The 13,951-nt window shown below is 65.3% G+C and carries 13 protein-coding genes; 5 read left to right on the top strand and 8 right to left on the bottom strand.

All coding sequences use genetic code 11. The features are described from left to right. The first annotated feature begins 98 nt into the window (after positions 1-98). From ABIA42_RS11230 to ABIA42_RS11215, 4 genes are all read left to right on the top strand, one after another. A complete protein-coding gene (locus ABIA42_RS11230; protein ID WP_018317599.1) occupies positions 99-728 on the top strand; it encodes a CvpA family protein in 630 nt (209 codons plus the stop codon). A 28-nt stretch (positions 729-756) separates the two neighbouring features. Then, entirely contained in the window at positions 757-2,280 is a 1,524-nt protein-coding gene (gene purF / locus ABIA42_RS11225; protein WP_370113628.1) for an amidophosphoribosyltransferase, read from the top strand. A 138-nt stretch (positions 2,281-2,418) separates the two neighbouring features. Further along, the gene (locus ABIA42_RS11220) at positions 2,419-3,159 is read left to right on the top strand and encodes an SDR family NAD(P)-dependent oxidoreductase (protein WP_271530366.1); all 741 of its coding nucleotides are present in this window, start codon (positions 2,419-2,421) and stop codon (positions 3,157-3,159) included. Between the two features lie 272 nt (positions 3,160-3,431). Beyond that, positions 3,432-4,658 carry an ABC transporter substrate-binding protein gene (locus tag ABIA42_RS11215; RefSeq protein WP_239623216.1) on the top strand — a complete coding sequence of 409 codons (1,227 nt, stop codon included), beginning with the start codon at positions 3,432-3,434 and terminating at the stop codon, positions 4,656-4,658. Between the two features lie 146 nt (positions 4,659-4,804). On the opposite strand, the gene der is transcribed toward ABIA42_RS11215, so the two are convergent. The 7 genes from der to ABIA42_RS11180 form a co-directional block, all read right to left on the bottom strand. Further along, positions 4,805-6,190, bottom strand: a complete 1,386-nt coding sequence (gene der / locus ABIA42_RS11210) for a ribosome biogenesis GTPase Der (RefSeq protein WP_370113631.1) — start codon at positions 6,188-6,190, stop codon at positions 4,805-4,807. 172 nt (positions 6,191-6,362) lie between these two features. Further along, positions 6,363-6,908 carry a hypothetical protein gene (locus ABIA42_RS11205; protein ID WP_370113633.1) on the bottom strand — a complete coding sequence of 182 codons (546 nt, stop codon included), beginning with the start codon at positions 6,906-6,908 and terminating at the stop codon, positions 6,363-6,365. Positions 6,909-6,940: 32 nt separating this feature from the next. Next, positions 6,941-7,594: a tetratricopeptide repeat protein gene (locus tag ABIA42_RS11200; protein WP_370113635.1), complete on the bottom strand. Its 654-nt coding sequence runs from the start codon at positions 7,592-7,594 to the stop codon at positions 6,941-6,943. 167 nt (positions 7,595-7,761) lie between these two features. After that, positions 7,762-9,354 (bottom strand): class I adenylate-forming enzyme family protein, encoded by a 1,593-nt coding sequence (locus ABIA42_RS11195; protein ID WP_271530362.1) that lies wholly within the window; start codon positions 9,352-9,354, stop codon positions 7,762-7,764. A gap of 73 nt (positions 9,355-9,427) precedes the next feature. Beyond that, complete coding sequence (locus tag ABIA42_RS11190; RefSeq protein ID WP_271530361.1) at positions 9,428-10,012, bottom strand: NnrU family protein; 585 nt, start codon at positions 10,010-10,012, stop codon at positions 9,428-9,430. A 131-nt stretch (positions 10,013-10,143) separates the two neighbouring features. Further along, positions 10,144-10,686 carry a hypothetical protein gene (locus ABIA42_RS11185; RefSeq protein WP_271530720.1) on the bottom strand — a complete coding sequence of 181 codons (543 nt, stop codon included), beginning with the start codon at positions 10,684-10,686 and terminating at the stop codon, positions 10,144-10,146. Between the two features lie 165 nt (positions 10,687-10,851). Then, the gene (locus ABIA42_RS11180; protein WP_271530359.1) at positions 10,852-12,474 is read right to left on the bottom strand and encodes a peptide chain release factor 3; all 1,623 of its coding nucleotides are present in this window, start codon (positions 12,472-12,474) and stop codon (positions 10,852-10,854) included. Positions 12,475-12,631: 157 nt separating this feature from the next. Here ABIA42_RS11180 and sugE point away from each other — a divergent pair, with 157 nt between their 5' ends. After that, the gene (gene sugE, locus ABIA42_RS11175; RefSeq protein ID WP_271530358.1) at positions 12,632-12,946 is read left to right on the top strand and encodes a quaternary ammonium compound efflux SMR transporter SugE; all 315 of its coding nucleotides are present in this window, start codon (positions 12,632-12,634) and stop codon (positions 12,944-12,946) included. On the opposite strand, the gene ABIA42_RS11170 is transcribed toward sugE, so the two are convergent. Continuing rightward, complete coding sequence (locus ABIA42_RS11170) at positions 12,939-13,946, bottom strand: inorganic phosphate transporter (protein ID WP_271530357.1); 1,008 nt, start codon at positions 13,944-13,946, stop codon at positions 12,939-12,941. The genes sugE and ABIA42_RS11170 overlap by 8 nt on opposite strands. Between the last annotated feature and the right edge of the window lie 5 nt (positions 13,947-13,951).

Genomic DNA, 13,951 nt, shown 5'->3' with positions numbered 1-13,951 from the left:
CGGCCTTGCCGGGAACGCCGTCTGCCCCTCTTTTAAGGCAGCGGCCAAACACCGATTCGCTGAGCACCTTTGAGAGTACGAGCGGACCAGACCAGCCGATGCCAGTAACACTCCTCGACCTGATCCTGCTCGGTGTGATGCTGATCTCGGGCCTGCTCGCGATGGTCCGCGGCTTCATGCGCGAAATCCTGTCGATTGCGGCCTGGGGCGCGGCGGCGATCGTGACTTTGTACTCGTTCTCGAAACTGCTGCCGACCGCCAAGACCTATTTCAACAACGACACGGTCGCGAGCGTGGTCGTCGTCGCCGGCGTGTTCGTGGGCACCCTCGTCGTGGTCTCCGTGATCACGGTCCGGATCTCCGACATGATCCTGGATTCGCGGATCGGCGCGCTGGACCGCACCCTCGGCTTCCTGTTTGGCCTGGCTCGCGGGCTTTTGATCGTCGTGGTCGCCTTCCTGTTCTTCACCTGGCTGGTTCCGGACAAGCAGCGTCCGGACTGGGTCACGGGGGCCAAGTCCCGCGTGGTGCTCCAGGGAACCGGGGACTGGCTGATGGCCCTCTTGCCTGACGACCCCGAGAACACCATCTTGAAGAGATTCAAGAAAAACAAACCAGATGATGATCAAGCTGAATCCGAGCAGCAGCCTTCGGGCAGTGGCGACGGATACAGTAAACCTGCTCGTGACAGCCTGAAAAAGCTGATCGAGAAACCTGCGGCGCGTTGATTGAGCCCTAGAGAGAGGCGCGGACGAGATGCGACACCCTGACCAGGACGCCCAACTTGATCTCGATCCCAACGCCGGTCCGGGCCCGGCCGCGCTGGAGCTTCAGGACGATCTAGAGGGGGATACGCTGCGCGAGGAGTGCGGCGTGTTCGGCATCTACGGTCACCCTGATGCGGCGGCCATCACCGCGCTCGGCCTTCACGCCCTTCAGCATCGCGGCCAGGAAGCGGCCGGCATCGTCTCCTACGACGGCAGCCGCTTTCACTCGGAACGCCGCCTCGGCCTCGTCGGCGACACCTTCTCCCGCCGCGAGGTGATCGACCGCCTGCCCGGCAATGTCGCGGTCGGCCATGTCCGCTATTCCACCACCGGCGCCACGATCCTGCGCAACGTGCAGCCGCTGTTCGCCGAGCTCAATGCCGGCGGCCTCGCCGTCGCGCATAACGGCAATCTCACCAACGGCCTGACGCTGCGCCGCGAGCTGGTGCGGCACGGCGCGATGATGCAGTCGACCACCGACACCGAGGTGATCCTGCACCTGGTCGCGCGCTCCAAGCGCGCCCGCTTCATCGAGCGCTATATCGACGCGCTGCGCGAGATCGAAGGCGCCTATGCGCTGGTCTCGCTGACCAACAAGAAGCTGGTCGGCGCGCGCGATCCGCGCGGCATCCGCCCGCTGGTGCTCGGCGATCTCGACGGCTGTCCGATCCTGACCTCGGAGACCTGCGCGCTCGACATCATCGGCGCGCGCTTCGTCCGCGACATCGAGCCCGGCGAAGTCATCGTGTTCGACGAGAACGGCCAGGACATCCACAAGCCGTTCCCGCCGATGGCACCGCGTCCCTGCATCTTCGAATACATCTACTTCTCCCGGCCGGACTCCATCGTCCACGGCCGTTCGGTCTACGAAGTGCGCAAGGCCTTCGGTGCGCAGCTCGCGCGCGAGAGCCACGTGCCGATCGATGTCGTCGTTCCGGTGCCGGATTCCGGCGTGCCCGCTGCGGTCGGCTACAGCCAGCATTCCGGCGTTCCGTTCGAGCTCGGCATCATCCGCAACCATTATGTCGGCCGCACCTTCATCCAGCCGACGCAGGCGATCCGCGAATCCGGCGTGCGCATGAAGCATTCGGCCAACCGCGCCGCGATCGAAGGCAAGCGCATCATCCTGATCGACGACTCCCTGGTGCGCGGCACCACCTCGAAGAAGATCGTGCGCATGATGCGCGATGCCGGCGCCAAGGAAGTCCATTTCCGCCTCGCCTCGCCCCCGATCCTCTATCCCGATTATTACGGCATCGACCTGCCCGACCGCGGCGGCCTGCTCGCAGCGACGCATTCGCTGGAGGAGATGCGCGAGATCATCGGCGCCGACTCGCTCGCCTTCCTGTCGATCGACGGCATGTACCGTGCCATGGGCGAGCCCGGCCGCGACCCCGCCAACCCGAAATTCTCGGACCACTGCTTCACCGGCGCCTATCCGACCCATCTCACCGACCAGACCCAGACCGAGCCACAACCACGGCAATTGTCGTTGCTGGCTGAGGCGAGCTGACACCAATGGCGTCATCCCGGGGCGATGCGAAGCATCGAGCCCGGGATCTCGAGATTCCGGGTTCGGTCCTGCGGACCGCGCCGGAATGACGGGATCATGGGGGCTTGTCCCGGCCATCCACGGCTGTAAAACCCCGCCATGACAAAACCCCTCGCTGATCGCATCGCTCTCGTCACCGGCGCCTCGCGCGGCATCGGCTTCGCCACCGCAATTGCGCTGGCGAAGGCCGGCGCGCATATCGTTGCGGTGGCGCGCACGCAGGGCGGGCTGGAAGAGCTCGATGACGAGATCCGAAAAGTCGGCGGCAGCGCCACTTTGGTGCCGCTCAACCTCACCGATTCCGACGGCATCGCGCGGCTGGGCGCTGGCCTGCACGAGCGCTACGGCAAGCTCGACATCCTCGTCGGCAATGCCGGCGTGCTCGGCCCCTCCTCGCCGCTCGGCCATATCGAGCTGAAGGCCTTCAACGACGTGATGGCGGTCAACGTCTCCGCGAACTTCCAGCTGATCCGCTGCATGGAGCCGCTGCTGAGGCAGTCCGACGCCGGCCGCGCCGTGTTCGTCACCTCCGGCGCCGCCAACAAAGCGACCGCCTATGTCGGCCCCTACGCCGCGTCCAAGGCCGCGCTGGAAACGCTGGCCCGCGCCTGGGCGCAGGAGACGGCGAATACGAAGCTGCGCGTCAATCTGTTCAACCCCGGCCCGGTCCGCACGCGCATGCGCGCCACCCTGATGCCGGGCGAGGATCCCGCGACGCTCGACACGCCCGGACAGGTCGCCGAATTCATCGTGCCGATGTGCGCGCCTGACTGGACCGAGACCGGCAAGTTCTACGACTACAAGTCCCGCACCCTGATGAGCTTCCGCGCGCCGGCCTGACTGACACCATGGCGATTGACGCCAAGGGTAACGTCTATACCGCCGAGGCCGATACCGGAAAGCGCATCCGGAAATTCAAGCTGACATCGGCCGCGCTCAAATAGCGCCTCAACGCATCTTGCCCAATAGTTAACCGCCGGATGACGCTAAGACGCAGCGTCATCCGGCTTTAGGTGCATTGCCGCCGGCCGCGGGACAGGTTAGAGCCATCAGCCGGAAACAAGGCTCCGGAAGAGAGCCGTCCGCATATTTGACATTGGAGGAGACCTTTCATGACGACGACGTTCGCACGCCGCTCCGCGGCGCTTCTTGCTTGCGCCGCTTTCGGTTTTGCCACATCCGCCTACGCCCAGGACAAGACCGTCAAGATCGGCGTGCTCAACGACATGTCGAGCCTCTACGCCGACATCGGCGGCCCGAATTCGGTCGCGGCGGTGAAGATGGCGGTCGAAGACTCCGGCCTCAAGGCCAAGGGCTGGACCATCGAGGTCCTCTCCGGCGACCACCAGAACAAGCCCGACATCGGCGTCAACATTGCCCGGCAATGGATCGACGCCGACAAGGTCGACGCCATCGCGGACACGCCGAGCTCCGGCGTTGCGCTCGCGGTGAGCAACCTCGTCAAGGAAAAGAACGCGGTGCTGCTCAATTCGGGCGCGGCCACCGCCGACCTCACCGGCAAGGCCTGCACGCCCAATACCGTCTCGTTCACTTACGATACCTACATGCTCGCCAACGGCACCGGCAAGGCATTGACCAAGGCGGGCGGCGATAGCTGGTTCTTCCTCACCGCGGATTATGCCTTCGGCCATGCGCTGGAGCGTGATACCGGCGCGGTCGTCACCGCCACGGGCGGCAAGGTGCTCGGCGGCGTCAAGCACCCGCTGAACACCGCGGACTTCTCCTCGTTCCTGCTCCAGGCGCAGTCCTCCAAGGCCAAGATCATCGGCCTCGCCAATGCGGGCGGCGACACCACCAACGCGATCAAGCAGGCCGCCGAATTTGGCATTGTCCAGGGCGGTCAGAAGCTCGCCGCCCTGCTGCTGTTCATCAACGACGTACACTCGCTGGGCTTGAAGACCGCGCAGGGCCTGACCTTCACCGAGTCCTTCTATTGGGACCTCAACGACCAGACGCGCGAATGGTCGAAGCGCTTCCAGAAGGTCTCGCCCAAGGGCTCGATGCCCTCGATGACGGTTGCGGGCCTCTATGCCGAGATCCTGCATTACCTGAAGGCGATGGACGCGCTCGGCAGCAATCCGCATGACGGCGCCAAGGTCGTCGCCAAGATGAAGGAGCTGCCGACCGACGATCCGCTGTTCGGCAAGGGACCGCTGCGCGCCGACGGCCGCCGCCTCATCCCGGCCTATCTGTTCGAGGTGAAGAAGCCCGAGGAGTCGAAGGGTCCCTGGGACTATTACAAGCTGGTCGCCACCATCGCGCCTGAAGACGCGGCCAAGCCGCTCAAGGACAGCGACTGCCCGCTGGTGAAGAAGTGACCACGTAGCGGTTACGCGACGTCACACACGTCATGCCCGGGCTCGTCCCGGGCATTGGCGTTTCAGGCAGTCTCCGTCGCCGCGAGCGACCGCACCGCGCCGGACTGGCGCAGCGCCCTGCGCTGTCGCCTCGCCGGAGCCGTCGCTCACGACGGCCGCTTGCGCTTGTGCGCGAAAGGATTGGCCTTCTCGCGAAGAGTTATGCGCACCGGCGTGCCCGGGAGATCGAAGGTCTCGCGCATGGAGTTGGTGAGGTAGCGCAAGTAGGATTGCGGCACCGCGTCCGCACGCGAGCAGAACAGCACGAAGCTCGGCGGGCGCGCCTTGTTCTGCGTGATGTAGTTCAGCTTCAGCCTGCGGCCGGACACCGCCGGCGGCGGATTGGCCTGGATCGCCTGCTCGAACCAGCGATTGAGCGCGGCCGTCGGCACGCGCCTGTTCCAGACCGCGTAGGCGTCCTGGATCGCCTGCATCAGGCGGTCGATGCCCTCGCCCATCAGGCCTGAGACGGCGACGATCGGCACGCCCTTGAGCTGCGGCAGCCAATGGTCGGCATCGCGGCGCAGGCCCGAGATGGCGCCGCCGCCCTTGGTCTCCATCAGGTCCCATTTGTTGACGGCGAGCACGACCGCCCTGCCCTCGCGCTCAATGAGATCGGCGATGCGCAGGTCCTGCTCCTCGAAGCGATTCTGCGTGTCCATCATCAGCACGACGACCTCGGCAAAGCGCACCGCGCGCAACGCGTCCGCGACCGAGAGCTTCTCCAGCTTCTCCTCGATCCGCGAGCGCCGGCGCAGGCCTGCGGTGTCGAAGACGCGAAAATCGCGGCCCTTCCAGTTGATCTCGACCGCGATGGAATCGCGCGTGGTGCCGGCCTCCGGGCTCGTCAGCAGACGCTCCTCGCCGAGGAGATGATTGATCAGCGTCGACTTGCCGGCATTGGGCCGACCGACGATGGCGACCCGGATCGGACGCGTCGCGGCCTCCTCCTCCGAGAGCGGCGTATCGTCCTCGCCCTCGTCGTCCTCGTCGACGGGCTCCGGCATCAGCTTGGCCAGCGCGTCATAGAGCTCGCCCATGCCCTCGCCATGCTCGGCCGAGATCTGGATGGGATCACCGAGGCCGAGTGCAAAGGCCTCCATCGCGCCGGCATCGCCATGCTTGCCCTCGCTCTTGTTGGCGATCAGCAGCACCGGCTTGTTGGCCTTGCGGGCGAAATCGGCGAAGGCGCGATCGGTGGGCGTGAGACCAATGCGGGCATCGATGACGAAGAACAGCGCGTCGGCTTGCACGATCGCGGTTTCGGTCTGCTCCTGCATGCGCGCGGTCAACGAGCCCTTGGCGCCCTCGTCGAGGCCGGCGGTATCGATGATGGTGAACTGGAGATCGCCGAGCCTGGCCTCGCCTTCGCGGCGGTCGCGGGTGACGCCCGGCAGGTCATCGACAAGCGCGAGCTTCTGTCCAACCAGGCGGTTGAACAGCGTCGATTTGCCGACATTGGGCCGGCCGATGATGGCGATTGTGAAGGACATCGGTCATTCGTGCGCTGCCGGGGCTGCGCCTGTCAATGCAATGAGACTATCAAAGCGCGATGCGGCTGGAATGAATCCTCATCACGCTTCAGGTTTGTTGTTTGAGCATGATCTTCTTGGAAAACCGCTTCGCACTTTGCGCTAACGCGGCCCTCCGGGTCCTGATCATGGTCTATCGCGAGAAGCTGCCACTCGGCAGCGGCGCCGGGAAAGCGCTCTGCGATTGCTGCTGGGTGGTCTGGGCAGGTTGCGCCTGCTGGACGGGCTGATCCGGCGGCGGTGCGGTGGTGCGCTTGCGGACGATCTTGTGCTTGGGCGGCGGAGCGGCCGTGGGTGGCGCAGCCTCCGGCTGGGCCTCGCCGTCGATCTCGCCGGCGGGCGCTTCAGCCGGCGTCACTGCGGCTGGCTGCCTCGTCTGCTTCGCCTTGGCCCCCTTCGCTGGCCTGGCGGGTTCAGGCGGGGGCTCCGCGGGCAGAGCCGCGACGGCAGGCGCGTTCGGATCGGGCTGCTGCTGCGTGCCCTTGTACAGCTCCTTCGGCACGCCCTGCTCGAGGCCCGGCACGCCCTCCGGGAAGACCGGCTTGCGGTCGCCCGGCAGCTTCTTCTTGGTGTCGAGGAAGTCGAGCATGTCGCTTGGATCGAAGCTGGAGCAGCCGCCCAGAACGCCCGTGAGGGCGATCAGGACGGCGGCTGCGATCAAGCGTGGCGTGCGGCGCATCTTGTGTCTCGTCTCAAGTCAGAGGGCCGGCATCAGCTCTTGGCGACGGGCGGCAGCAGGGCCTGGAGCGCCTCGGCGCGCGAGCGCAGGCCGGGCGGCGTTTCGCCGTCTCCGTCAATCGCGTCGAGCCATTTGCGGGCTGCGGTCAAGTCGTTGTTACGCCAGGCCGATAGTGCCAGCATCTCACGGGCGCTGTGGCGGAAGGTCGATTTCGGCGCGGCGGAGGGCTCCAGCCGCTGCTGCATGTCGGCGTAGCTGGAGCTGTCGAGCAGCAGGCCGGCGGCGCGGATCTTCGCCAGGTCCTGCCACTCCCCGCCGACGCTGCGATCGGCGGCAATGTCGTCATACATCTTCGCGGCGGCCTTGGGATCGCGGCTGGCGGCCTCGGCGGCAGCACGCAGCCGCGCCAGTGTGCGATAGCCGGATGGAGCCGTGGCGGCGAGCTCGGTGAAGGCCTTCTCGGCGTCGGCGTGCTTGTCCTGCTCGGACAGCTCGACGGCCTTCTCGAAAGCGGCGCCGGCCTCAGCGGCCTTCTTGGCCTCCAGATATTGGTAGCCGCGCCAGCCACCGACGCCGGCCACGACCAGCACCATCAGGGCGATGAAGACAATCGAATACTTGTCCCACAGCTTCTTGAGCTGTTCGCGACGTACTTCCTCGTCGACTTCGTTAAATAATTCAGACACTTATGCTAATCCCATGCCCGTCCGGGTGCGCGCGCCGAAGCGTCCGCGTCAGGAATCCCGTCCCCACTTGGCCGCGAGGTACCCTAACGATATGGCGGTGGCAAGGCAAAGCGAGCCCGATCAAGGCGTTAACCACCCGGGAGAGCCCCGCGTGGCCGCTGCCCGGCTCAAGCCCCCAGGAGCTCCCGCAGCTGCCGCTTCAGCACCTTGCCGTTGGCATTGCGCGGCAACGGGTCTGCCGTGATCGCCATGGTTTCGGGAACCTTGTAGTCCGACAGCCGTTCCGCGCACCAGGCCCGCAACTCGGTGTCCGCGACCGGACTGCGCGTCACCACGACCGCGTGGACGCGCTCGCCCAGCACGGGGCACGCCTTGGCAATGATCGCGCTCTCGACCACGGCGGGATGCCCCGCCAGCACGGATTCGACCTCGGCCGAATAGATCTTCAGGCCGCCACGGTTGATCATGTCCTTTTGCCGGTCGAACACGCGGACAAAACCTTCCGCATCGACGGAGCCGAGATCGCCGGAGTGCCAGAACCCGCTGGTGAAGCTTTCGGCCGTGGCTTTGGGATTGTTCCAATAGCCCTTGATGACGGAGGCGCTCTGGATCCAGAGCTCGCCGATCTCGCCAGGAGGAAGCTCCCGTCCGTCCGATCCCATCGCAATGATGCGCGCGCCGGGACACGGCAGGCCGACGCTGTCGATGTAGCTCGCCGTCAATTCGCCCGGCATGATCGTCGACGGCGACGTCGTCTCGGTCGCGCCGTAGCAGTTCATCAGCTTCAGGCCGGGAATCTTCGTCTTGAGCTTCTCGATGGTCGCGACCGGCATCGGCGCGCCGCCAAAGCCGCCGATGCGCCAGCTCGACAGATCATAGCTGTCGAAATCGGGCTGGAGCAGGCAGAGATTGTACATCGCCGGCACCATCACCGTGTAGGTGACGCGCTCGCGCGCGGCGAGCTTGAGGTAATCGGCCGCCTTGAATTCGGGCATGATGATCAGCGCGCCGCCGCAGCGGATCATCGTCGTGATGTTGGCGACGACGCCGGTGACATGGCCGAGCGGCACCGCCGCGATGGAACGGTCAGCCTCTGTCAATTGCAGACATGAGACGAAGACCATCGAGGAATGAACGATGTTGCAATGGGCCAGCATCGCGCCCTTCGGCTTTCCCGTCGTCCCCGAGGTGTAGAGGATCATCGCGGTGTCCTCCTCGCCCACCTCGACCGGGGCAGACGCCGGCGGGTTGTCGGCGAGCACCGCGAAACGCGACCGACCCGGATCGTCGTCGACGACGATGCGATGGATGACATCGGGCACATCCTGCGCATCCGGCAGCCGCTCGGCGAGCGCCGCTTCGTGGATCAGGATCTTTGCGCCGCAATCGGTCAGCACATAGGCGATTTCCGGCTTCTGTTGGCGCGTGCCGAGCAGCACCGTCACCAGCCCCTCATGCGCGGCGGCGAACAGCAGCAGGGGAAACTCGATGCGGTTGCCGAGCAGGATCGCGACACGATCGCCACGCTGCAATCCGAGCCTGCGAAATCCCGCTGCAATCCGTGCGGCCTGCTCCACGGCCTGCTGCCAGCTCAGGCGGACATTCCCCGCGATCAGCGCTTCACCGTCGGTGTTGCGGGCGCAGGCTTCCGCGATCATCGCCCACAGGCTCGCCGGCCGATCCCGGAAGGCGGGCACGACCCGATCGCCAAAGCGCGCCTCGTACCGCATTGGCGGGATCTGCGAATGCGACCAATCCATCGAAGGGCCCTCGGCTTGTTGCTCTTACTAGCTTCCGCGCATGGACATCGGGGTCTCGTCTTGTGCTGACCGGCTAGACGCCGATGACGGGAACACCGATCACGACCGGATGGAATGCGAACGCCAGCGCCACATAGGCGACGATGCCGACCGCAACTGCGATCAGATCGTTGGTGATGCCGCCGACCGGAATCGGCGGGCCGCCGGCGTCGGTGCGATGCTTGAGCGAAATACGGTCATACACCGCCCAGCCCAGGAACGAGCCGAACAGGATGATCGAGCCGAGATCGCCGTTGGCGAGCAGATGCGCCGCCGCCCACAGCTTGATGCCGGCCAGCATCGGATGCTTCAGCGTCGCATAGATGCGGCCCCGCAGATATGAAGCCACCACCAGGACGACCGCGGGCAGCATCAATGCGAGCGCGATGTGCTTCATGGCCTTCGGCGGATACCAGACGTCGATCCAGCCGGTGGCGCGATAGTGGGCAAAGCCCCAGATGATCAACGCAAGCCCCGCCAGCGAGACCAGCGAATAGAGGATCTTGTAGGACCCCTCGCCCAGCCTCGCGATCGCCTGGGCGCGCATCTCGCGTTTGGTGGTGAACACATGCGCCGCAAAAAACAGCGCAAGCCCCAGGATCATGACCAGCAGACCCACGGCATCCTCCCCTTTTGGCCACAGCCCCCGCCTCTGAGGTATCATCGATTGGCCGCCGCTCGCAACTCGTGTCCCTCATGGTGAGAGCCGCGAAAGTGCCGTGTCGATGAGGGATGGAGGAGTCCTCGCGGTTACTTGCCCAGCTCGCGATTGTCGACATAGCGGATCGCGATCGGCCTGCCCGCCAGCGCGCCGCCAAAGCCGCTGGTGAATTTCAGCGGCAGGCAGGCCTTCAACGATGCGTTGATGGCATTGAGATAGGTCGCGCGGGTGTCGGCGGGGACGCCCGCGGTCGCAAATGTCATGCGCGGCGGGCCGATCAGACCGCCCGATCGGTTGAGGCTGAACCGCACCGACATCTGCATGCCCGCCCGCGCATGGTCAGCGGGGGGAGGTGACCAACACGAACGCAATTCAGCGAAGAGGTCGCCGATCGTATCAAGTTCATGATCGGGCCGCCGGTACTTCGCAATGTCGGCTTGCGATGGAACGCTCTCGACCGTGAGCTGGAGAGTCTCGCCGAATGGAAATGGAATTTCGGTGATGCAAGGTCCCTGAAAAGGCCCGCCGCACGGCTCGTACGAGAACGGCTCCTCTTCGAGAGGGCGGCGCCACGCATCGGCCGATGCCGGCAGGATTGTCACAAGGAGGAGTACAAGGAGAGAGCGCCACATGACCACGAAACCACAGTACCCATCCCGATGGAAAGTGGCACTGGCCGCGCGCGTATCAAGCCTGCGCCCGTTCACATACGCGTTCAAATCCGCTCTTGGATACCCGGGTCAAGCCGGGGCATGACAGCGGAGGGTATGGCTGCACAGCGGAGGGACGTGGCTACCCTACCCCTTCTTCTTGACGTCCTTGACGTTGCTGAACTCGATGCCCTCGGCGCGCTCCCTGGTATAGCCGAGATAGAATTCGTTCCGGGCGAGATACACGGGATCGCCGTCGACGTCGTCGGCGATGCTGGAGGTGTTGGCGGCGATGAAGGTGTCGAGCTTCTTGCGGTCCTCCGAGGAGACCCAGCGCGCCAGCTGAAATTCACTAACCTCGAACTCGACCGGCAGCGAATATTCCGCCTCGAGCCGCGCCTTCAGCACGTCGAGCTGGAGTGCACCGACCACACCGACCAGCGCCGGCGCGCCGTCGCGCGGGCGGAACACCTGCACCACGCCCTCCTCCGACATCTGCTGCAGCGCTTCCTTCAGCTTCTTCGCCTTCATCGCGTCGGTGAGACGGACGCGGCGGACGATTTCAGGAGCGAAGCTCGGTACGCCGACGAAGTTGAAATCCTCCCCTTCCGTCAGCGTGTCGCCGATGCGCAACGTGCCGTGGTTGGGAATGCCGACGACGTCACCCGCGAAGGCCTCATCCGCGACCGAGCGGTCCTGGGCGAAGAAGAATTGCGGGCTCGACAACGGCATGCTCTTGCCGGTGCGCACGAGCTTTGCCTTCATGCCGCGGCTGAGTTTGCCGGAGCACAGCCGCGCGAAGGCGATGCGGTCACGGTGGTTCGGATCCATGTTGGCCTGGATCTTGAACACGAAGGCGCTCATGCGCGGATCGGTGGCCTCGACCTTGCGCTGGTCGCTGTCCTGCGCACGCGGCTCGGGCGCGAACTTGCCGAGGCCTTCCAGGAGGTCGCCGACGCCGAAATTGCGCAGCGCGCTACCGAAATAAACCGGCGTCAGATGACCTTCGCGGAACGCCTCGAGCTCGAACGGCTTTGATGCCGCCGTGACAAGCTCGAGCTCGTCCTTCACGGCAGCGACGTCGAGATTGGCGTTGAGCTTGGCCAGCTCCTCAATCTCGATCTGCTGCGCCGCACCGGTCTTGGCGCCGCCGCCTTCGAGCAGGCGCACGCCGCCATTGACGACGTCATAGGTACCGAGGAAGTCGCGGCCGCGGCCGACCGGCCAGGTCATCGGCGTGGTGTCGAGCGCCAGCGTCTTCTCGATCTCGTCGAGCAGCTCGAAAACGTCGCGGCTCTCGCGGTCCATCTTGTTGATGAAGGTAATGATCGGAATGTCGCGCAGGCGACACACCTCGAACAGCTTCCGGGTGCGCGCCTCGATGCCCTTGGCGGCGTCGATCACCATCACGGCGGAATCGACCGCGGTGAGCGTGCGATAGGTGTCTTCCGAAAAGTCCTCGTGGCCCGGCGTGTCCAGGAGGTTGAACACGAGGCCTTCGAACTCGAAGGTCATCACCGAGGTCACGACCGAGATGCCGCGTTCGCGCTCGATCTTCATCCAGTCGGAACGCGTATTGCGGCGCTCGCCCTTGGCCTTGACCTGGCCAGCGAGATTGATGGCGCCGCCGAACAGCAGCAGCTTCTCGGTCAGAGTGGTCTTGCCGGCGTCAGGGTGGGAGATGATCGCAAAGGTCCGCCGCCGCGCCACTTCAGCGGCAAGCGGGGAACGGGCCGGCGATTCGGCTGTGGTGATGGCGATGTCGGACATGGCGGGAGCGTGTGGCAGGGAAAACGGGCCTGATCAAGCCTCATTTGGTGATTGCGGAGCCATTCGGCCAGCCCCATATCGGCTTTCGGGAAGGACGGCCTTCCGTTTCTCAGCACCTCAGCCGCGGGGACGACCCTGCCTTGAATGGAGGGTCGTCATGGCCTGGAGCATCCTGTTCGTCGCCGGTCTTCTCGAGATCACCTGGGCGATTGGCCTGAAATACACTGAGGGTTTTACCAGGCTTGTGCCGTCGGTGATCACCCTGGCGGCCATGGCCGGCAGCGTCATCCTGCTTGGACTTGCGCTCAAATCGCTCCCGGTCGGAACCGCCTATGCGGTCTGGACCGGCATCGGCGCGGTGGGCACTGCGACGCTCGGCATCGTCCTGTTCGGCGAGCCGGCAACGGCCTTACGCCTTGCCAGCATCGCCCTGATCGTCGCCGGGATTGCCGGACTGAAGCTCGTCACTTGACGAAGATCTCGACCAGCCACCAGGTCAGCGCCGCGACGATGGCCGAGGCCGGGATCGTGATCACCCAGGCATAGACGATCGAGCTTGCGACGTTCCAGCGCACCGCCGAGACGCGGCGGGCAGCGCCGACGCCGACGATGGCACCGGTGATGGTGTGGGTGGTCGAGACGGGAACTCCGAGATAGGTCGCCATGAACAGGGTCGCGGCGCCCCCCGTTTCGGCGCAAAAGCCCTGCATAGGCGTCAATTTCGTGATGCGCAGGCCCATGGTGCGGACGATGCGCCAGCCGCCCATCAGCGTGCCAAGCGCCATCGCCGCCTGGCAGGACAGAACCACCCAGAACGGCACCGAGAACTCGCCGCCGAGATGACCCTGCGAATACAGCAGCACCGCGATGATGCCCATGGTCTTCTGCGCGTCGTTGCCGCCATGGCCGAGCGAGTAGAGCGAGGCGGAGGCGAATTGCAGGATGCGAAAGGCGCGATCGACCGCGAACGGCGTCGAGCGCACCGAGGCCCAGGACACGATCGCCACCAGCATCGTTGCGAGCAGGAAACCGACCAGCGGCGACAGCACGATTGCCAGCACCGTCTTGGACAGGCCGCTCCATACTGCGGCCGAAATCCCCGCCTTGGCCATGCCACCGCCGACGAGGCCGCCGATCAACGCGTGCGACGACGAGGACGGGATGCCGAGCGCCCAGGTCACGAGGTTCCAGACGATCGCGCCGACGAGCGCTGCGAAGATCACCTGGGCGTCGACGACCGCGGGATCGATGATGCCGGTGCCGATGGTCTGCGCGACGTGCAGTCCGAACACCATGAAGGCGATGAAATTGAAGAAGGCGGCCCAGAACACCGCGAATTGCGGCCGCAGCACGCGGGTCGAGACGATGGTCGCGATCGAATTGGCGGCGTCGTGCAGGCCGTTCAGGAAGTCGAACAGCAGCGCGACGGCGATCAAGCCGACCAGGATGGGAAGACCCAACGCGGCATCCACGGCGG

Origin of the sequence: Bradyrhizobium sp. USDA 327 (genome assembly GCF_041262065.1) — a bacterium.
Lineage (GTDB): Bacteria > Pseudomonadota > Alphaproteobacteria > Rhizobiales > Xanthobacteraceae > Bradyrhizobium > Bradyrhizobium liaoningense.
Note: the sequence above shows the minus strand (reverse complement) of the source record. Positions and strands in the feature narration are given on the sequence as shown.